At 67.9% G+C, this 21,783-nt stretch carries 10 protein-coding genes; all 10 read right to left on the bottom strand.

Features of this window, described 5'->3' with window-relative positions:
- Nucleotides 1–114: 114 nt before the first annotated feature.
- Nucleotides 115–1,092 (bottom strand): class I SAM-dependent methyltransferase, encoded by a 978-nt coding sequence (locus tag K940_RS30595; protein WP_231390526.1) that lies wholly within the window; start codon nucleotides 1,090–1,092, stop codon nucleotides 115–117.
- Nucleotides 1,093–1,165: 73 nt separating this feature from the next.
- On the bottom strand, nucleotides 1,166–2,611 hold the full coding sequence (locus tag K940_RS30590; RefSeq protein ID WP_081706713.1) for an FAD-binding oxidoreductase: 1,446 nt from the start codon (nucleotides 2,609–2,611) through the stop codon (nucleotides 1,166–1,168).
- The gene (locus tag K940_RS0126300; protein WP_028479905.1) at nucleotides 2,608–3,912 is read right to left on the bottom strand and encodes a class I SAM-dependent methyltransferase; all 1,305 of its coding nucleotides are present in this window, start codon (nucleotides 3,910–3,912) and stop codon (nucleotides 2,608–2,610) included. The genes K940_RS30590 and K940_RS0126300 overlap by 4 nt, the downstream gene beginning before the upstream one ends.
- Nucleotides 3,909–5,354: an MFS transporter gene (locus tag K940_RS0126295; RefSeq protein WP_028479904.1), complete on the bottom strand. Its 1,446-nt coding sequence runs from the start codon at nucleotides 5,352–5,354 to the stop codon at nucleotides 3,909–3,911. The genes K940_RS0126300 and K940_RS0126295 overlap by 4 nt, the downstream gene beginning before the upstream one ends.
- On the bottom strand, nucleotides 5,351–6,106 hold the full coding sequence (locus tag K940_RS31305; protein WP_051407577.1) for a trans-aconitate 2-methyltransferase: 756 nt from the start codon (nucleotides 6,104–6,106) through the stop codon (nucleotides 5,351–5,353). Before K940_RS31305 ends, K940_RS0126295 begins: the two co-directional genes overlap by 4 nt.
- Nucleotides 6,103–14,499 carry a type I polyketide synthase gene (locus K940_RS30580; RefSeq protein WP_051407576.1) on the bottom strand — a complete coding sequence of 2,799 codons (8,397 nt, stop codon included), beginning with the start codon at nucleotides 14,497–14,499 and terminating at the stop codon, nucleotides 6,103–6,105. The genes K940_RS31305 and K940_RS30580 overlap by 4 nt, the downstream gene beginning before the upstream one ends.
- The gene (locus K940_RS30575) at nucleotides 14,492–14,998 is read right to left on the bottom strand and encodes an OsmC family protein (RefSeq protein WP_051407575.1); all 507 of its coding nucleotides are present in this window, start codon (nucleotides 14,996–14,998) and stop codon (nucleotides 14,492–14,494) included. Before K940_RS30575 ends, K940_RS30580 begins: the two co-directional genes overlap by 8 nt.
- Entirely contained in the window at nucleotides 14,985–19,103 is a 4,119-nt protein-coding gene (locus K940_RS30570; RefSeq protein ID WP_051407574.1) for a non-ribosomal peptide synthetase, read from the bottom strand. Before K940_RS30570 ends, K940_RS30575 begins: the two co-directional genes overlap by 14 nt.
- Nucleotides 19,100–20,284: a class I SAM-dependent methyltransferase gene (locus tag K940_RS31300; RefSeq protein WP_231390525.1), complete on the bottom strand. Its 1,185-nt coding sequence runs from the start codon at nucleotides 20,282–20,284 to the stop codon at nucleotides 19,100–19,102. The genes K940_RS30570 and K940_RS31300 overlap by 4 nt, the downstream gene beginning before the upstream one ends.
- 133 nt (nucleotides 20,285–20,417) lie before the next feature.
- On the bottom strand, nucleotides 20,418–21,353 hold the full coding sequence (locus K940_RS0126265) for an alpha/beta fold hydrolase (protein WP_081706712.1): 936 nt from the start codon (nucleotides 21,351–21,353) through the stop codon (nucleotides 20,418–20,420).
- Between the last annotated feature and the right edge of the window lie 430 nt (nucleotides 21,354–21,783).

Here is a 21,783-nt window from a genome sequence, read left to right as displayed (position 1 = left end):
CACGTCCTCATCGGCCCTACGAGGGTTGGCAACGCTCAGTTTCGCCACCCTAAAAGACCTGGCGGTGGTCCTCATCGGCCCTACGAGGGGTGACGACTTGCGCCCCGGGGTGATTCACACGCGCACAGAGGCGAAGACACGCTGCCCGAGCACGTGCAGTGGATACCAGGATTCCGGTAAGACGGCAACGAGTTCGAATCCGGCGTGCGTCAGCTGTTCCAGCCATTCGTGCTCGTGGGCGAATATCCGGCGTGTCCCGGCGCGGACATCGGTGGTCCCGGGCAGCGGTGCTCCCGGCCGGGGTGACATGAGAAAGTGCATGGAGGTCAGGGATTGATAGTGCTCTCGGCAGCTTTCGAGGAAGATGAGCACACCGCCCGGTCGCAACATGCGGTGCAGTTGTCGCAGGCTCGTGCCTATGTGGTGAGCGTTGTGCAGCACGTTGGCGGCGAGGATGATGTCGTAGTCCGGTTGTGCGGCGAGGTCGTTGTTGAGGTCGATGATGCCGTAGCGCATCCACGGTAGAGCGGCGAACTGGTTGCGGGCGGCGTCGAGGAAGAAGCGGGAGACGTCGGTGAAGTGATAGTCGACCGGCGACGACTCCAGTGCGGGGAGGACATCCGTGGTCGTGCCGCCGATTCCCGCGCCCAGTTCCAGGATCCGCACGGGTTTGCGGTCATGGCATCGGTCCACCGCCCAGGCCACGAGCTCCCGGGCGGCGGTGTTCAGGTAGCGGTTGATCAGGTTGTCCCGGTAGGCGGCGTCGGCCGTGAGGAAGTCGCCGTCCGGGAACAGTAGCTCCTGCGGCAGGATTCGATCGGCGAGCAGCCGGCCCGCATGCCGATTGGCCTGGTCGAAGAAGTGGGCGAGCTCAGGGCGGTACCCGAGGTCGGCGCACACCTGCGTCAGGTCGGCACGAGCCGGATCGGCAGCGGCCTCGAGCCGGGATTCTTTGCCTTCTCCGATGAGCCAGCCGTTTTCGCGGAGAACGCCGAGCCAGCGGTGCAACAGCCAGCGGTGCCTGGCGGCGACGCCGAGACGGGTCGCGATCTCCTCCTCGGAGCCGAACACGGGGCGCAGTGTCTCGGCCATGGCCTGTAGGCCGAACACGTCGAGGTCGTCGCGTGCTGAGGCACACCGGTCGGCGTCGACCGGTCCTACCGCCTCATGCGCGGCTCGGTGCGCCGAGTCCGCCAGGGTGGATGCCGCTGCTTTCCCCGCCGTGGGCGGGTGGGATGTTGTGGTTGCATCGGAAGGTGTTCCGGGGATCATAGGCTGCCTTGATCTCGGTCAGTCGCTGATAGGAGGCGGGGAGGAACGCGCTGCGTAACCGGGCTGGGGGCGTGTCTGTGTCCAGTAGCGCCAGGTAGGGACCGCCCGCAGTGTTCGGGGACGCCGCTGCCATGACGTCGTGTATCCAGCGCCGCGTGGGCGCCGGGTCGGTGTCGGCCGGCCGGCTCGAGAACACTGCCAGGTGATAGTCGGCGTCGCGGTATCCGAATGCGGTGTCGTCGAGCGGGGTTCGGCTCATGTGCCCGCCGAGCTGGTGTAGTGAGATCATGGTGAATTTCGTCGGCATGCGCCGTCCGGCGTCGATGAGCCGGTCGATCGTGTCGTCGCTCAGGCCGCGCAGCCATTCGGTGCCGGTACTGGTGGCGTGTCCGGCGAGGAAGGCGTGCTCGGACTGCGATTGCAGGTCGAGGTACGGCAGGGGTCGCAGGAGGTCCAGTTCCGGTTCGGCTATGGCTCGCAAGGCTTTCATGGTCTCGCGCGCCTGCTCGGCCGGACCGAAATAGGCCGCGCTCAGCGCAACCATCGGGGGTCCCTGCGGGTTTCCGGGCGGCCAGTGCAGTATCGCTATCTGGGTGGCCAGTGGTTCGGGGGCGGTTTCACACACGCTTCGGAAGCCATGCAAGGCGGAGCGGGCGCGGTCGTAGCGGTATACCAGTGTGCCGCCGTAGACGTCGGTGACCGGATGCAGGGCGAGTTCGAGGGAGGTGACGATGCCGAAGTTGCCGCCGCCGCCGCGCAGCGCCCACCACAGGTCCTCGTGGCTGTGTGGTCCGGCGGTCACCAGTTCGCTGTCGGCGAGGACGACGTCGGCGGTTGTGATGTTGTCACAGGTCAACCCGATGGTTCGTTGCAGCCAGCCCGAGCCCCCGACCAGCACCGAGCCGATCACGCCGACACTGGACACATCGGCGCCGGTCACTGCCAGCCCGTGCGCGCAGGTGGCTCGATCCAGCCGGCCCCACGTCACGCCCGCGCCGACGGTCGCCCGGCGCGTCACCGGGTTCACGGATACGCCGTTCAGCAGCGAAAGGTCGACCATCACCGCGCCGTCGACTGCGGGATGGAACGCGATGCCGTGCCCGCCGCCACGGATCGCGACCGGAAGGTCGTGCCTGCGGGCAAAAGCTACTGCGGCGCGGACATCGTCGGTGTCGGTGCACCGCGCTATCACCGACGGCTGGTGGTCGACGGCGGCATTCCACATCGCGCGCGCGTCCCGGTAGCCGCTGTCACTCGGCAGCAGCACAGCGCCGCGGTGTGTTTCGCGTAGTCGTTCGAGGTCCCTTCCCGGAATTGCTCCGGGCTGCGGGGCGGTCATCGAGCCACCAGCTCGGGGGCGACAACAATGGGGACGGGCCGTGCGCCCTCGTGTTCCAGATGATCCGCCAAGACCTGCGGTAGCCGCCGGCGAACGAATCGGTCGAACGGGTCGTTGCAGCCGTGTGCCACCTCCTCGGTCGTGGTGGCATGGTCCACCGGTCCCAGCGCGAGCTGGGTTCCCTGAGGATCGTCCAGGAGCACCGTGTAGCCGGGCGGCGCGGCGGCGGCGATATCCGAGGGTGTGGCCGCGTCGGGCGAGTCGGTCAGCAGAGCATGGGGGATGCCGGTGATCACGACGGGCGATCGCATGATCTCCCGTCGTGCGGCCGCCAACCGCTTCCCAGGGGTCACGCCTGCAAGCTCGCTCCACTTCACCTCGCGCGGTTGCGGGCCGATGGGTCCGTCGACGGTGAGGACGACGTCGTAGCGGTACCGGGTCAGTTCGGTGTTCTCGCGCAGGGGTTTCGCCACATGCGAGACCCGCACGTCCCTGCGGTGGTTTCCGGCGATCCGGGTGAACACTCTGGGGTCGACGAGCAGTTCCCGTTCGCCCTCGATCCGTGCGGTGACCCGCCTCGTCAGATCGGCGGCGTGCAGGGACGGCTCCAGGGCGCGTTCCAGCCAGTGCGCGAACAGGGCGGCACTGGCCCAGTTTCGGACATCCCCGACGACGATCTGACCACCGGCGGCGACCAGGTCGATGGCATCCTCGACGACGGCGGTGAGGTATCCCTGGTTGGGGAAGCACTCGGTGACGCTGTTCAAGACGATGCAGTCCGGCCGCTCATCACCCAATTCCGCTGTTACCGTCTCCGATCTCAGGTCATGGGCAGCCCCTTGGCGTACCCGCACACCGGGCAGGTGGCGCTGCCGAAGTCGCTCGATCACCGGCGCCGCGACGTCGACTCCCACGTAGCGCCGCACATGGTCGTGCACTCTGTGCGCAATGAGCCCACTGCCACAGCCCAGTTCGAGGACCACCGACGGTCGGCGCCGCAGCACCAGGTCCACCGCGTGGCCGATCCATTCGAGCATGTGCTCGCGGCGAAACGGCTGTCCGGTGTCGGATGCGCTCCACCCGGACAAGTCCAGATCGCCGTCCGCGTGGCCGCCACCGGCGGAGTACACGTATTCGTACACCTGTTGCCACTGCTGCAGATGTTCCGCCAGCAGCGGGCCGGGCTCAGGCCGTATCGCTACCGCATCCGGTGTGGCCCGCACGACGACGGACGCACCGTCCCAGTCGGCGGATCCGACCCACGGGTGGCGTAGTGCCACCGATACCGGGTCGTCGTTCATCGGGTGTCTCCCTTCGCAGCGCCGGGATCTCCTGCCGCGGCGGGCGCCGCCTCCTGGTGTGGTGCCCGGGTTCGCAGTGACCACGCGGCCAATACGGTGGCGGCGATGCCGACGGCACCGGCGGTGATCATGACGTCCCCCGCCGCGGCGGCCAATTCGGCCGGCGCTTGCGGGTCGTTGGTGCTGAATACAAGGCCGAGAATCGCTGTACCGGAAGCAGTTCCGAGGGGAATCACGCTGTTGGCCAGCCCGGAAGCCATTCCGGCGCGGTCCGGCGTGACCGTCGAGACGGCGACCGCGATCAGGGGTGTGGAGGCCAGGCCGAAACCGAGGCCGACCGGTAGCAGCGACACCGTGAGCGCGGCGGTGCCGGTTGCCGGGCCGATGATCGCCGCGGTCCACAGCGCGCCAGCCGCCGCGATCGCGAAACCGGCCGCGACGATGTGGGATACAGCGATCCTCGACTGCAGCCGACCGGATAGCAGTCCGCCGAAGAACGCGGCGAGGAACATCGGGGCCAGCCGCAACCCGGCGTCCAGCGGGCCGGCGCCGAGACCCTGTTGGAAGTAGATCACCAGAAACACCGGCGCGGCCATCGTGGTGAACCGGCTGAGCATCGACAGTGTTGCGGCCCCGCTGTAGCGGCGGCTGCGGGTGAGAGTCATGTCGACCAAGGGGCGCGGGAGCCGTCGCTGAACGGCCAGGGTGGCGGCCAGCAGGCCAGCACCACCGACACCGAGGGTGACCTTCAGTGGCGTCCACTCCTGGCGGGCGGTGTCGAGGACGTAGAACACGCACAGCAGCGCCGCTATGAGGGCTGCGGTGGTGACGAGTTCGGCGGCGGTGACACCGGAGATCTCCCGCGGCGGGTCGGGGGGCAGCCAACGCCGGGCCAGGATCAGCGTTGCGACGCCGAACGGCAGGTTGATCGCGAAGATGGCGTGCCAGTCGGCCACGCTCACCAGCACACCACCCAGAACCGGTCCGAGTGCGCTGGCCGATCCCGCGGCGGCCGACCAGAGGGCCAGCGCCTTCGGCCGGCTCTCGGGCGTGTTCGTCGCGACCACGAGCGGTACCGCGGTGGCGAAGATGATGCCCGCGCCCACGCCCTGCACAGTCCGGAAAATATTGAGAGCCAGAATATCCCAGGCGAGCGCGCAACCGAGAGATGCCAGCGTGAACACCAGGACACCCGACGAGAACAGCCGCCGGTGGCCCAGCCGATCGGACAGACTCCCGGTGGGCAGAATGACCGCTGCGAAGGTCACCGCATACCCGACGACGACCCATTGCACGGTGTCCAGTCCCACCGTCCAGTCGCGGCCGATGGCGTCGACCGCTACGCCCATGACCGTGGTGTCGACGACGATCAGCGCAGTCGCCAGGACGACAACGACCAAGCCACGACGCGCCGTACTCGGCGAGGTGGTCGGGATGCTCATCGGTGGTTGCTCTTCTTCGTGAATCGCAACAGCCCAGTGCCCGTGGAGGGTTCGGCCACCAGGCCCACCGATGCGGCCTCGGCCACCACGGCGTCGGGGGTGACCGGCCACACTCGGTGCTCGGTGACGTGTTCGGCGATCCGAATCTCGTCGCGGAGCGTGTAATAGCTCATCCGCCACGTCAGCGACCGGTCGTCGATCGGGATCGCCTCGCTCCAACCCTCGTAGCGCAGGCGCCCGGCAGCGGCCCGTGTGTACCGGCGGGCCGGTATCGCGACCACCTGATAGGGCTGTTGTACCTCGATGACCGCTGTCCCCGCGTCGACCAGAATCCCGACGATCCTCGACCACAGCCGGCTGCGGGCCGCGGCGTCGAAATGACCCAGCACGCCCAGCCCGACGACCGCCGCGCACGAGTTCGGCAGCTGCGCATCGAAGAAGCCGGTGGACTCCACGGTGATCCGCTCTCGCAGATCCTTGCGCGCGGCCAGCCGGGACATCAGGACCGCACGCATCGCCGCCGACGGCTCGACCGCGACGATCTCGGCTTCGGGGAGTGCGTCGGCGATCGCCACGGTGGACAACCCGGTGCCGGCGCCGATATCCAGCAGCGGCCCGGCCATCGTGTCCACCTCGGCCAGCAATGCGGGAAGCAGCGGATCCACCTGCGCCCAATAGGGTGTCGCCATGAAGTCGTAGAACTCGGCGGTCACCGAATACGTATCCGCCGGATTCGGGGCGGCCTCGCTCATGACTGCTCCTTTCCGCGTACGCTGTCGACGTCCACCGTCGACAGCGCCCGCGACAACAGATCCGCGACCGTGTGCACCGCCGGGCCGCGCAGCAGGGCGTAGTGATGCGCCGGCACGGAATGCCTGCTGATCTCTCCGTGAGTGTGGGCGCCCCAGCCGAGATCCGGCAGGTCGCCGCAGTCGTCGACGCCCATCCCGACACCCGAGTTTCGTGGTGACGGTTCCTCCGCGGTGATCAGCACGATCTGCGCGGATGCCGCGTCGAGCCGACCGGTCCGGTGCTGGCCGAGCGCCCGCAGGTGGCGGCGGAACACCTCCTCCCGGACGGCGAGCGCTGTGCGGTCGCCCTTCGGCAACAGTCCGGCTTCCGCCAGCATGCGCCCTACCTCGGTGCGCCGGTCGGATTCGGTGAGCTCCGCCAACCCGGCGCTACCCGAATGGATTCCGAAGTCGATATCCAGGAACGCCTCGAGTGAACCGAGGTAGCGTGACCAGAATTCGGCGCCGTCGGCGTCGTGGATTCGATCGGCGACATTCGAGTCGATCAGCGCCATCAGCGCGATGTCCTCGCCGGCCGCACGCAGTCGTCGTGCCAGCTCGTGCGCCACGATGCCGCCCATCGACCAGCCACCGATCAGGTAGGGGCCGGCGGGCTGCAGCTGCCGGATCAGCGCCGCGTAACGCTGTGCCAACGCGACGATCCCGGCGGGCCCGATCTCCCCGATCAAGGCGGGGTCCTGAATGCCGACGACGGGACGCTCGGTATCCAAGGCGCGCGCCAGTCCGAGATAGCACGACACCTCGCCGCCGGTGGGATGCACCAGGAACAGCGGTGCTCCGGTTCCGTCGCGCAACGGCACGGCGATGTCCTCCGATATCGGGCCGCCCGGCTTCGAGGAACTTTCGGCTGCCGCGGCGGTGGCTGCCAGGGTGGGATCGAGAAGGAAGTCGCGGGGTTCGACGATCAGCCCGAGTTCATTGCGCAGCCGAGTCAGCATCCGGATTGCCATCAGGGAATCACCGCCGAGCGCGAAGAAATCTGTCGATCGGTCCACCCTCGCGGCGAGTGGCCCCAGTTCGGACTCCAGCATCTGCGTCCACAAGACGGCCACCGCGCTTTCGACCGGCCCTACGGGCGGTTCCGCCGCGGTCACCGTGGGCGGTGCCGCCTCGACGGCGGCCCGCTCGACTTCGGGAAGCTCGACCTGCTCCGACCACCTGTCCGGGGTGTCGATCAGCGCGTCGATTCCGGTGTGGATCTCGGCGAACAGATCGTCGAGGGTGCCGGGTGCGAACAGCTCTGCGACCGCGTCGAGGTTCACGATCACCTCGTCGTCCCAATCCCACTCGTAGACCTGTAGATCCAGTGCCACCTGTGGTGTGCGCACTCGCTGGTAGAAGTCCTCCACCCGAACGGCGGCCGGGGTCGTCGTCGGCGGGTGCAGTCCCAGGGTGCTGTGGAACACCACGGGAGCCTGCGGGCTGGTGTCCTGACGCCGGCGGCCGAGGTCCCGCGCGATCTCGACACCGCTGACCTGGGCGTGGTCGAGGGTCCGGCCTATTGCGTCCTGCACCACTCGGCACACGTCGGTGAAGGTGAGTCTCTGGGGCAGGCCGATATCCACCAATATGGTTCCGGCGTAGGGGCCGATCGCGTCATCCAGCTCGGAGGGCAGGTGCAACCGATTGAGGTACAGCACGTTGAGCAGGAATCGGCGATGCCCGGCCAGCCGTGCCAGGGCGATGGCATAGAACGCGGCGAATACCGTCGACAGAGTCGATCCGTGGTCGGCGCACTGTTGACGCAGGATCGCCATCCGCGCGCCCGAGATACGGAACTCGCGCCGCTCCATATCGTCGGGGCGGGCCTGGGTGAGCGGGATTCGCAGCGGTAGTGCCGGTGCCGTGGGCAGGTCGTCGAGACGGTCGGTCCACCACTGTCGCTGCGCCTGCCACTCGGCGTCTGCGCGCTGGCGAGCCACGGTTTCCACATAGTCGCCGAAGTGGGCGGTCAGGGGCGGCAAGACCGTGTTGGGCTCGTCGAGGTAGGTGAACAACTCCGAGTACAGCAGTTGAAACGACCAGCCGTCGGCCACGATGAGCCCACCCACGATGTGCAGGCTCAGTGACTCGCCCGGCAGCCGAATCGCGGTGACCGCGAACGGCCAGGGGTCGAACAGGGGTCCACCGCTTTGCATATCGGCACGGACCCGGGAGACGGCGGCGTCGACTTCGCCGGCGGACGCGGACCGCAGGTCGATGTCGGTGACCGGCAGGTGCGCCAGCCGTGGGTCGTCGACCGCGAGCACCTGTTGGGTGCCGTCGGGCTCGAAGACCGCGCGCAGCATCGGCTGTCGTTCGATCAGTCGCCGGACGGCCACGCCGACGGCTGCGGGATCGATTCCGCTCACCCGGAAATCGATGTACATATGGGCGCTGCGGTAGCTCAGGGCCCATCCCTCGTGCTGGCCCACCCAGTATGCTTGCTGCAGAGCGGTCAGCGGGAAGGGGGCATGTGGGTCGGCGACTCGCGCCAGCTCCGCACCGGTGGTGCGGGGGACTCCGGGCGCAGCGCGCTGTTCACCGATGTGGCCCGCCAGTTTCGACAGCGGGAAGTCGCCGATGAGGTCGGTGACCGGAACGGTGATGCCGAGCTGGTTGCGCACGATCGCGGCCATCCGCACGGCCAGTACCGAATCGCCGCCCGCCTCGACGAATGTCGCTTCCGGGGCGATGGATTCGACGGGTATGCCCAGGACTTCGGCCCAGATGGCGGCCAGTGCGTCCGCGATGTCGTCCACGGTCTGGGCTGTCGGCCTCGGTGCCGCACCGGCCAGGGTCCAGGTGTCGGGATCGTCGGCCAGGCATCGCAGCCAGTCGACGTAGGAGACGAATGCGGCGTCTGCCGCCTCGGGATCGAGCACCGTCTCCAGCACGTCCCACTGCAGCTGCAGCGACCCGGCCTGTGTGAACGCCTGGTGGTCCAGCCATACCTGCGGCGTCTGGCTCACTCCGTGGACCACGCTGCCGAGCCATTCCAGATCGGGTTCGGCGCCGGTCAGCTCGGCGACGTCGAGGGCGCTGGTGAACACGACCGGGAGAAAGTGACGGCGCCCGGTACGCGAGGCCATATCGGACATCAGTTCCAGGGCAGAGTAGTCGCGGTGGTCCAGGTCGTCGAATAGGCGGCGCTGGGTCGCCCGGGCGCGGTCGGCGAATGCCAGTGCCCCATCGTGTTGGACTTCGTGCGCCAGCAGCGTGGTGAAGTCGCCGACCACCTGGTCGATATCGGGCAGTGTCGACGGGCGATCCACCAGGGTCACCATGAACGCGAACCGGTCGTCGCCCGACCAGGCGGCAAGGACATCCGAATAGGCGGTCAGCAGCACCGCGGATGCTGTCACCCCGATACGGGACGCCTGGTCCCGCAACATTTTCCAGCGTTGCTCGTCGAGCCGGTCGCGTCGGCGGCCGAACCACGGCCGGGTCTGGCTACGCGTGCGGGTCGGCAACGACGGCGGGCCCGGCAACTCGTCCATTCGATCACGCCAGTACACGGCCGCCCGCCGGTATCGGTCTGTGTCCACCCGGGCTTCGGTATGCGCCACATAGTCCGCGAACCGGGTCCGTGGCGGCGCGAGCTCGCAGACCGAATCGACCGTCTCGTCGTCGTAGAACGCGCGCAGGTCCCGATCGAGGACGAAGTAGGAGGCGGAATCGCAGATCAAGGCGTCGATTCCGATGAACAGCCGAATCCGGTCATCGGGTAACACCGCTGCCCGGACGTCGAACAACGGCCAGCGGTCGGGTTGGTGGACGCGGTGCGACAGCTGCCGCCGGAGGTCGTCGAGCCGGCTGCGCTGTTCGGACTCCGGCAGGTCGGCCAGTCCGTGGCGGCGGATGCGGTAGTCGGGGACCTCGTCGAGCACGCGGTTGTTGCCGTCATCGGTGACAATCGCCCGCAGCATCTCGTGACGGTCGATCGCCCGATTCCACGCTCGTTCGTATCGATCGATATCGATACCGGTGCAATCGTATTCGAGGTAGAAGTGACACGCTGTATCGCCGAGCCCGAAGGCACCGGTCCGACCAACCCAGTACGCATGCTGCACGCGAGTGAGCGGGAACGGCTGTCCTGGATCGTATTTCACCGCGGAGACGATTCGCGCGTCGGCGGCGGCGCCGCGTTGCGCGACCAGGCGGGCGAACTCACCCACCGTGGGGTGCGCGATCAGGTCGCGTAACCGGACATCCGTGTCGGTCTCGTCACGAACCGCCTGCAGCATCCGGGTGGCGAGAACGGAGTGGCCGCCCAGCGCGAAGAAGTCGTCGGCGGCCGAGGTGACCGGCTCGCCGAGCAATCGCGACCACACGTGGGCGACCAGCGCTTCGCCGGAGTCGGACAGTGACTCGTGGATGCCTGCTTCGGTATTCGGGATGGCCTGCGTGGTCCGCCGTATGCGTGCGGGGCGGGTAGCGGCCTGCTCCAGGGCACGTGGCGTGACCGCGACGACGGGCGGCAGCTGGCCGTCGCGCGCCGAGATCACGATCCGGTCGAACGCCGCCAGCGCCTGCTCGACCTCGACCGGAAAGGAGTGCGCCGCGGCCAGCGGCTCGGGTGTCGCATCGTGCTGTCCGGACCAGGCGTCCCACACCACCGAAACCCACCGTGGGTGATCGCCGGCACGGCACCGAGTTGCGTATGCGTCGAGAAACCGATTTCCCACCGCGTATGCGCCGAGTCCGACGCCGCCGACCACCCCGGCCACGCTGGACATGAGCAGCACGGTGCCAGGTCGAACCGCCGGGTCGAGCGCGTCGATCGCGGTGGCCAGCGCCTCGGTTCCCGCGATCTTGGCCAACAGATTGGTGTCGGGGCCGGCATCGGGACCGTATTCGCTCAGTGGCGCCACGCTGTCGGTGCCGACTCGGCCCGCCGCGTGCACGACGAGACCGATCCGGCCGTGCCGAGCGGTCACCTCGTCCAGAAGCCGCCGAATCGCCTGCGGGTCGGTGATATCCGCGACGAGATCCTTCTTGTGCCCGGGGCTGCGTCCGGCCAGTATCACGGTCGCGCCGCGAGCACCGAGGTGTTCGGCGATCAGTCCGCCGAGTCGGCCGCGCCCGCCGAGCACGACGACGCTGCCGGCGTCCGCGACGGTGGTCGTCGCCGGCGGGATCGGCCAGCGTGACCAGTGGCGGTGCCACCGGATCATGTCCCGGTAGACCACGTCGAGGTAGGGCGCCTCGGTGTCCGCGCCGAGCAGATCGGCGGCCTCGGCCGTCACGGCGGCACTGTCGTGGTCGGTGGTGCCGGTCGGAAGGTCCACCCAGCGGCTACGAGTTTCCGACTCGTCGGTGAGTACTCGGCCGAGCGCGGTCAGCGCGGTGGCCGTGGCCGACTCGGACGCTGCTGGCGATACCCCGATGCTTCCGTATCCGACCGCGAGCACGACCGGCCGATTCCCATCGGCGTCGCTCACGGCACGGACAGTCTTTCCGGCGAGTCGCAGTGCGGCCGCGGCCGTCGAGGAGGGCGCGTCGTCGCGGCAGTCGAACAGTGCGATGACGCCGTCGAGGGCCTTCGTTGCCGCAGAAGGCGATTCGGTCAGGGGTATGGCGCCGGAATCGGCGAGGCCCGTGGTCATCCGCTCTCGCGATGATTCGTCGTCACCGAGGACGAGCCACCGTGTTCCCCGCAACCGGTCACCCGCCGCGGGAAGCGGCGGCAGCTCGCGCCAGACCGGGAGCTGGAAGTCGATGGACGGGTCGACCTCCTGCACCTGCGGCTCTCGCGGTGGATCCACCCACAACCGGCGCCGGTGAAAAGGATAGGCGGGCAGTCGGACCCGGCGGCGCCGGCGATGCAGTGCCGACGCGACCGGCTGCACCCCCGCGCACCACAACCGGCCCACCGCAGCCAGCAGCGCTGCCCGCTCTCCCCGCACGTCGGCGGTCTCACCGGTATCGGGGAAGGTCGTCACTGTCGACCGCAGCCCGGTCGGCGCATTGCGGCGAGCCAACGTCGCCAACGCGCTGCCGGGCCCGACCTGCACGACCACAGCGTGTTCGGACGCCGCAGCTCGGACCGCCGTCGCGAAGCGCGCGGGTTCGCGCAGCTGCCTGGCCCAATACTCGGAGTCGACGGTGTCGACCAGGCCGCCGGTCGCGGTGCTGTACAGCGCGATCTCGGCGGACGTAAAGCGTACGGTCTCAGCCGCCGATCGCAGGGCAGGTGCCACCGCAGCGGCAGCCGCGGAGTGCCCCGCGATATCGATGGGGAGCCGGTCGACGCGGACGCCGGACTGGTCGAATCGAGCGGCCAGGGCCTCGATCGCCGCGGCCGGCCCGGAGATCACGCACGAGTCGTCGGCATTGATCGCCGCCACTCGCACCTGCGGGTGTGCTGTGAGAGCGCCCTGTACCTCGGCGTGGCCCAGCCGCACTGCCAGCATTGCGCCGGGCGCCAGCTCGGCGAGCCCGAGCGATCGAATGGCCACCAGCCGCGCGGCATCTGCCACCTCGACCATGCCGGCGGCCACCGCGGCCGCGTACTCGCCGAGGCTGTGGCCGAGAACCGCGTCGGGTTCGACACCGAATGCCCGCAATGTCGCCGCCGCCGCCACCGATACCGCAAACAGCGCGGGCTGCCCGTACCGGGTGTCACCGGCGTCTTCGGGGGGTGCGGCGCCGGTGACGATGCGGCGAATGTCATACCGCAGCAACGGTTGCATTGCGGCGGCGCATTCGTCGACGGTGGCGGCGAATACCGGTTCGTCACGGTACAGACCCGCGCCCATGGCCGAGTACTGTTCCCCGCCGCCGGGAAAGGCGAACACGATTTTCGGCCGGGCCTCGTGGACCGAACCCTGGCCTTGCTCCACGGCACCGCCGTCCGCGGCGGGCAGCACAGCCCATGCCCGGTGCGGGCGGGCGGACCCGATTCCGCTGTGCAACGTGTAGGCGAGGTCGTCCACCGCGGCTGGTTCGGCAGCCGCGGACCCGAGTTGGGCGCTACAGGTCGCTTCGTCGGCGCCCGACACCAGCAGCAACTGCGGACGCTCATCGGCATCACCGGCGGTGAGCTGCGGGGCCTGTTCGACAACCACATGGCAGTTGGTACCGCCGATGCCGAACGAGCTGACGCCCGCGATCCGGGTTCCCTCGTAGTCGGGCCATTCCCGGCTCCGCGTGGTCACGGCGAACAGCTCGCCATGTTCGACGAGCGCGGGATGCACCGGGTCGGCGTGCAATGTCGCGGGTATCCGCCGATGATGCAGTGCAAGTATGGTTTTGATGAGTCCGGCGAGTCCGGCGGCGGTATTGGTGTGGCCGATGTTGCTTTTCACCGAGCCCAATGCGCAGGGTGCGGCACTCCGCGGGTCCGCGCCGAATACCGCTGCGAGCGCACCGAGTTCGATCTGGTCGCCCAGCACTGTGGCGGTGCCGTGGGCTTCGAGCATTCCCACCGCGTCCGCGTCGACTCCCGCGACCGCGAGTGCCTCGGCGATCACCTGGGCGCGCGCGGCCATGGATGGGGCGTTGAACCCGGATTTCGCGGCGCCGTCGTTGTTCACCGCACTGCCGCGCAGCACCGCATAGATCGGATCGCCGTCGGCCAGCGCATCATCGAGACGGCGCAACACCACCGCACCGACACCCTGGCTATGGACCATCCCGGATGCGGACTCGGCGAAGGTACGGGTGTGGCCGTCGGCCGAGAATACCGAGTCCGGCACATGCAGGTAGCCCCTTCCCTGGGGCACGATCAGGGACACTCCACCCGCCAGTGCCGCGTCACACTCGCCGACGAGTAACGACTGTGCCGCGATGTGCACCGCGACCAGTGAACTCGCGCACGTCGCCTGGACGGCGATCGCCGGTCCGGTGAAGCCCAGCCGATATGCCACCTGCTGCGGGTAGTAGTCGGTGACCGTGCCCATCTCCGCCTGCAGGGCGCCCATCGGGTCTCGTTCGGCGGCGCGCCGATGTTCGGCGAGGTTGTGCTCGAGATAGGAACTGCGGGACGCGCAGGTGAACACGCCCACGGCGCCGAGGTCGCGACCACCCGGGTGTCCGGCGTCTCCGAGCGCGTTCCAGCAGGTTTCGAGCAGCAGTCGCAACTGTGGGTCCAGCAGGGACGCCTCCGCGGCGGTGAATCCGAAATGGCCGGGATCGAACTCGTCCTGCCCGGTGAGGACTCCGCCGACCGGGACGTAATTCGGATCCCGGCGCAGGCTCGCGGCCACGCCTGCGGCGGCCAGATCGGCGTCGTCGAACCGCGTCAGGCCCTCGCGGCCCTCGTCGAGCAGGTCCCAGTAGGCGGCCAAATCCGGCGCCCCGGGAAAGCGGCAGGCCATACCGACCACCGCAATCGCGTAGTCATCACTCACTGTCGGCCACCTTCAACTCGGTACGGACCGCGGCCTCACCGCGCACCATGGACAACACCGGGCACGACCGATCGACGAGCTGCTGTAGTTCCCGATAGCGAGACGGGTCGTCCGGGCCACCGACACGCACTTCCATGACGACGTCACCGGAATGGGCTGCAGTCGGTTCGAGGCCGAATACGCCGCTCATATCGAGGGTGGCCGACACATCGACGTGCAGTGCGTCGATGGTGATGCCCAGGCGGGCGGCATGCATGCGGTAGGTGATGATCTGGCAGCTGCCCAGCGCGGCGAGCGCCAGCCCGATCGGATTGGGTCCCTCGTTGTCTCCGCCCGCCGACCGCGGCTCGTCGACAGTCAGGGCGTGCCCATCGCAGCGCACCCGCACCTGCGTGGCCGTGTCCGGTTTCAGCGTCGTATGCGCGGCGAAGCGGTGGCGTCCATCGCCGGTGCCCTGGAGGCCGGCATGGATCGCGCGGACTGTGTCAGCCAACGACATGCGTTGTCTGCCTCACTTTCGAATGGTTGGTACGCCGGCGCTGCCCGCGGGCGATGGAACCCGCCAGATCTATGCTCGGCCCGGCACCGGGCCGAAGCGATTCCCCCGCCTTCGGCCGGCCCGACGTTCGGGCGATCCAGTCCGCGAGGTCGCGGGCCGATCCATGCTGGAACAAGTCGAGCACGGTGAGCGCCGGGGCGTGCGAACGCAGCTTCCGATGCGCGACGACGAGCGTCATCGACGTCGCGCCCAGGTCGTGAAACGGTGTGGTGGCCGGCACCTCACACCCCAGGATCTCGGTGAACACCTGGCGCACTACCGGCTCGATAGCTGCGCCGGCGTGCACCGGGTTGTCCGCTCCTCGGACGGGCAGGACATCGACGGCGCCCGGTGCACTCGCCGCTACCGGCTCTGCGGCGTCGCCATCCGACGCGATGCCCGGCGTCGCGCGTTCTGGGGTCGCTGTACCCGGCTGAATCAGGGCTCCAGGATCGGAACTCGGCCTACGAAACGGCGCCGGCCCGGCATCGTCGCGTTCGATGACGAGCTCGATGATTCCTGCTCCGTCACCGACTTTTTCGATCAGTCGCACGCCCCGCTCGGCGGCGTCTTCGCGCAGCTTTTCGACACAATCCACGGCGGCCAGCAAAGCCGCGCTGCCTTCCGCGGAACCCGGGGTGAGTCGCAGGCTGAGGCCAAGCCCTCCCGCCGTGGCGTGGTGGTAGGCCAGCGCTAGCCAGTCACTCGAATCCGGCTGTCCTGTATCGCGTTCAGCACGCATCCGCGGATCGGCGGAGTTCGCGGTCGCGGCGTCGGCGCGTTCGACAGTCGCGCGACCCGACTCCGTCGCCCTGCCGTCCGAATCCGCTGTCGCCGCAGAGCCTCTCGGTCGCGCCTGTGTCGCCGAACTCGAGTCATCGGTGCGAAACGGGTTCGGCAGGTTCGTCTGATCCACTTTTCCGTTGGCGGTCAGCGGGATCGCGTCCAGAACCACCCAGTGTGTCGGAACCATGTACTGCGGCAGCGTCGCTCGAGCTCGTGCCGCCAGCTGGCCCGGAACCGGCGGCGACGCACCGCGACCGACGACATAGGCCACCAGCCGCGCGCGCCCGTCGGCGCCGGGAAGCGCCGCAGCCACACAGGCCCGGATCCCGGGCAGCCGCCCCACCACCGCCTCGATCTCGCCCAGCTCGATCCGGTGCCCGCGGACCTTCACCTGCCGGTCGCTGCGGCCGAGGAACTCGAGCGTCCCGTCGGTGCACCAGCGACCGAGATCGCCCGTTCGATAGAGCCGTTCGTTTGTACGCGGGTGTCGGGCGAAACGGCGGGCGGTCTGTTCCTCGTCGCCGGCATATCCGCGTGCCAGCCCGGCACCACCGATGTGCAGCTCTCCCGCAGTTCCCACCGGGCAGGGCCGCCCGTCGTCGTCGAGCACGAGGAAGTACTGATCACGCAGTGCACGGCCGTACGGGATGCTCGACCAGGCCGGGTCGACCTGGTCGATCGGGTAGTGGATCGACCAGATGGCGGCCTCGGTGGCGCCACCGAGGCTGATCACCCGCAGCCCCGGCACCACGGCCCGTAGGCGATCCGGCAGGGTCACCGGAATCCAGTCGCCGGACAACAGCATCAGCCGCAGTGACGCCAACCGGGCAGCGGCCGCGGGATCGGCCTCGGCGTATTCGATGAGCATCTCGGCGACCGCCGGCGCGGTGTTCCATACTGTCACCCGGTGTTCTGCGATCAATTCACACCAGTGACTCGGATCGCGCTGCCTGGCCACGTCGGGCAGCACCAGCGCGCCGCCAGCGCCCAGCACCCCGAACACGTCATAGATCGACAGGTCGAAGCTCAACGCCGACAGTGCAAGAACCCGATCGCTCGCTCCGATTCCGAATCTGTCGTTGACGTCGTCGATCGTGGTGCGCGCGGCCCGATGCTCGACGGCCACCCCCTTCGGCTCACCAGTCGACCCCGATGTGAAGATGATGTAGGCCAGATCGCCCGGCTCGGTCACGACCTTGTCGACCTCGGGGGCACCGCGGGGGATCTCATCCCCGAGCCGATGCACGCCCACAGTCGGCGGAACTTGCACATGGTCGTCCGAACCAACCAACACGCACCGGATGTCGGCCCGGGCACAGACCGATGCGACCCGTGCTGCGGGCCAATCAGGCTCGATCGGAACGAATGTCGCCCCGGCCCACAATACCCCGTACACGGCAACGACCTGGATCGGTGATTTCGGCAGCACTACAGCCACCCGGTCCCCCGGTCGCACTCCATCGGCCACCAGCCGTGCTCCCAGTGCGGCGGCTCGATCGCACAGTTGAGTGTGCGTGACGGTGGACGAAGACCCATATACCGCGCCCGTATCCGGCCTCGAGTGCGCAATCTGCCGCTGCGGATCGTCCAACGCCGGGCCCGCGTTCGGGCGCACCCGATCGGGCAAGGGCTGCGGCATCTCCATATGCGGGTTCCACCCGAGATCGATACGCTCCCAGGAATCTTTCTCGACCGCTAGCGTCTCCAGCAGGCGCAGGTGTGAGGCCAGCATGCCGTCGACGAATCCCGGTGAGAATGCCTCGGTCACCGCGTCCCAAGCAAGTCGCAGCCGTCCGGCCTCATCCCACACGATGTGGTCGAGCAGTACCTGTGGCGTCTGCGAGACGCCGTACACCTCGTCTCCGATCCACCCCGCCGCCGCGGAGTCGCCCTGCCCAAGCCCCACACCACTGGTGAATACGATGGGATAGCGCGGATGCGGATCCGGGGCCTGCGCGCGCTGAACTTCGATACCGCTGAACGACCTGTGCTCGAGGTCCGCCCAGAACCGCGTATTGACCCGATGAGCGAACTCGGCGAACCCGGTCCACGACAACGGATCCGCAGTAGGTATCGCGACCAGCGCGGTCGTGCTGAAATCTCCGACCACCCCGGCGCTGTGCGCGGAGTCCGGCCGGTCGAAAAGGGTGACATTGAGACAGAAAGCGTCTGTCGCGCCCCAGCGGTGCAACGTCACCGCGAACGCAGCCAGCAGCACCGCCGTCGGGCTCAGCCCGCGCGCCGCGCACTTGTCCGCCAGCGCGGTCCATCGCTGCACATCCAATTCTGCTGCATGCCTATGGAACCGGTGCCCGCTCAACTCTTCGATCGGGCGGACGTGGGGCAGGGCAGGTCCTGCCGGCAGTGCCTGCGCGGAGGCCAGCCAATAGTGCCGATCGCGCTGCCAGCGCTCCCGCAACGCCGGCCGGTCTCGATCCGAAAGGATCTGCAGAAAAGACGAACCCGTGGTCGGCACCGTTCGTCCGGGATCCGCTACCAGGTCACCCCACTGGCGCATCAACAGGATCCAGCTCGCCATGTCCAGCACAATGATGTCGAAGCCGACGAAGACTCGGAGGCCGCCCTCCGGCAACATCGCCACATGAATGTCGAACAGCGGCCAGATGCCGGTGTCGTGTACCTGATGCGAGCGAGCCGCTCGCAACCGTTCCAGGGCGGCATCGGCCTGCGCGGGTCGGGAACGTAGATCGGTCACGCCGATGCGGTAGCGATCGACCGTCGGCAGCACCCGTTGGTGCCCGTCGTCGGTCACGACCGCCCGCAACATTTCGTGCCGCTGCACCACCTCGTTCCACGCCACCTCGAGTGCCTCGACCTCGTCCACGGGGTTGTGGGCCACGAACTGTGCACTGCGACGGTCGAATTCGAAGTAGTAGTAGGTGGCAACACCGCCCAGCGGGAGGCCCGGCTCCCGGCCGACCCAGTAGGCAGCCTGGATCGGCGTGAGCGGCATCTCGTCGACGTCGGTATCGACAGACAGCGGCAGGTCGGCCGGCGGTGGCGCAATCGGCTCTCGCTCCGGTTCGCGGCCCCCACGCCTGGCGCCGACCTCGTCGATCAACGATTGCACCGTCGCCCCGACGAACGCCTGGAGTGGCACCCGAGCACCGGTGCGTTCGGCAAGCCTGCGATGCAGACCGACCGCGGTGAACGACTCCAAGCCCAGCTCGTGCAGCCGACGATCGGGCCGGACCTCACTCGCGGGCACTCCCAGCACCGACACCAGACACCGACCCACCTCTTCGGCTATATCGCTCATGCCGGCACCACGGCCGTCACCAGCTGTTCCGAACGATCCCGCGCCTCGACCCGCGGTTCGGCGAATCCGGCGTCGGCCAGCATCGACACCAGCTCGGATTCCTCGTAGCAGCGCATGCGCCGAACCAGTACGCCTGGCGCGACCGTCGCAGGCGGATTCGGCGCCACCGTGTGGACGATCAGCCGGCCGCCCGGAGCCAGCACGCGCCGCAGCTGCGTCAGCGCCGCGGGACCGTCCATGAAGAAGAAGGCGTTCATCATCGTCGCGCAGGTGTACCGGCCATCGTCCAGTGGCAATTGCTCGGCGGAGGCCTGGACCACCTCCAAACGCCCATCCTGTATCGCAGCTGCGTTGCGCGCCCGCGTCAGGTTCACCATGTCCGCACTGTGATCGACCGCCGTCGCCCAGCACCCCGAACTCAACGCACGTTCGACAAAAGTTCCTCCACCACAACCGATTTCCAACAAGTGATCATCGGTTCTCAGGTCCAGAACGGTCAGCACCTCGTCGAAGATCCGGTGATGCGCCACCGGATCGCGCCACCATCCTCGCGCGATCATCCCACTCGGACACCGAAAGAACCGGTCGATGAGCGCGTCTACCGCATTCCCCACAGGTCCACCTCCAACTCCTCGCCGAACAGGCAAGACGTTATCGGTCATGACAATCAGTGTCAATAAAATCCCTTGCGGTCTTACTCCCCGGAAGAACCTGTCTGTGTTCGCGAAACCCCCTGAGGGGCAGTGACGGTCGAGCGGCTGACTGTCTTCGTACCGCTGCAGAGAATCGCGATCGCCGATCTCGTCCGGCGCGAAGGCGTCGGGCAGAACATCTTCGATGAACCGAACCGGCCGGTAGAACCATCCGCGCACTGCCCAACCGAATTGCAACAAACCACTGATGACCAGCAACAGCGCCAACCCGCGCGCCGGACCCGCACCCAGTAGTGGTCCCAGGAGATCGGCGCGCGGTCGCCCAGGCTCCAACAGCGGTTGCAGGTAGTGTTCGGCGAGCGGTCCGACCACCAGATAGCTCAGCGGTTCGGTCATCGACATCACCATCAAGAAGCAGGCAAAAACACGGCCTTGCAACTCGATACCGACTTTGGTTTGCAGCAGCGTCATCCAATGCGCGACCGCCATGGATTCGCCGAACGACATCAGGAACATTCCGCTGATCACCAAAACCGGCGAGCTGGCGGGATTCAGCGGCAAATTTGTCGATGGCCGTCCTGGACAGCTGCAGGAATCACGATCGGCCCTTGAAACATCCTGCCCGCCAAGCACTTTGGCGGGCGTCTCGCTTTCGGAATGCTCACACGGTGGCATCCGCACTCAACCACGAGGCCACGGCGGCGGCGGCCCGCGACGGATTGTCGAGCCACGGCAGGTGGCCGCCGCCCTCGAGCATGTCGAGGGTGGCGTGCGGTAGCCGGGTCGCCAGGTCCGTTCCGACGTCGGCGCCGCCGAAACCATCGTCGGCGCCCCAAAAAAGCAGAGTCGGGGCGACGACCTTGTGCAGGGTCTCGTCGGTCAGCAGAAGTTCATCCGCGAACCGCCCGCGCCGCGCGCTGGCCGCGATCATGGCGCCGTCATGACGCATGGTGTCGGTATGGCGTTGCAGAGCCAGATACCAGTCGAGGAACGCATCCGGAAAACGTCCGCTGTCGAGACTCGTATGGTGCCCCATCTCACGCATCACGCTGTTGTTGCCGCTAGCGGTCGGGGGCAACCGGCGAACAATGTTGCCGATGACCGGTGCGGTCAGCAACCGCATGAACCGGGGCACAGTCATGCCCGGCACCAGCGCTGGGGCACCCATCTGCACGATGCGGTCGATGCGGTCCGGGTGCGCGGCCGCGGACCGCAGGGTGATATACCCACCGAACGATGACGCCACGACATCGGCGTGCTCGAGATCGAGCGCGTCGAGCGCGTCCGCCACCAGGCTGTCGGCGTAGGTGAGCATCCGTTCGGTCGACCACTTGCCCGACAGCGGCGCGCTGAGCCCGGTGCCCGGCCGATCGAGCAGGAAGCAGCGATAGCTCGAGAGCGCACCCATCAAGGGCGCCCACGCAGAGCCGGCGTTCGGGGCTCCGTGCACGAAAAGCACGGGCGGCCCGTCGCCCACGATCTGGACCCGCACGTCAGAGCCGAGACGCGGCAGTCGGACGAACAGCTCCTGCGGCGTGACTTCCGCACTGCTCCATAGTCGTTCGTCCGCCAGACGATACTTTGCCGAGTCCATCATTCTCTCCCGTCGAACTACCGGAAATATCCGAGTTCTGCAGCTGATCGACCCGAGGCCGCCGAGGCGATCCGGATCGTCGCTGTCTGTCTCGCAGGTAGGACGGGCGACGTGCACGGTATGTGACAACAGGCGTGTCGGCTACATCGCACCCATCGCAGGCAGCCCCCGCCGTGGAATTCGAGCCGACGCCCGGTGGAGGTGATCTGTGTCAGGGAAATCGTTGAGATCGTCTCGAGTTTTGATGCCAGCCAACCTGTTTCGACACCTCAACGGCTACAACTCTCGTCTTCCTGATCCTCGCCTGACCCATGACCTGGGCCTTTTCAGATTCAGGCTGAATTGATCCTCCTGCAGACGCGTACCCGCCGAATACGCGATCACGCCAGTTGCAGTCGTAGCCAGCCGGATAGCGGTCGGTGCATGCTGGATG

Source organism: Nocardia sp. CNY236 (genome assembly GCF_000482385.1).
Lineage (GTDB): Bacteria > Actinomycetota > Actinomycetes > Mycobacteriales > Mycobacteriaceae > Nocardia.
This window is presented reverse-complemented; position numbering and strand designations above follow the sequence as displayed.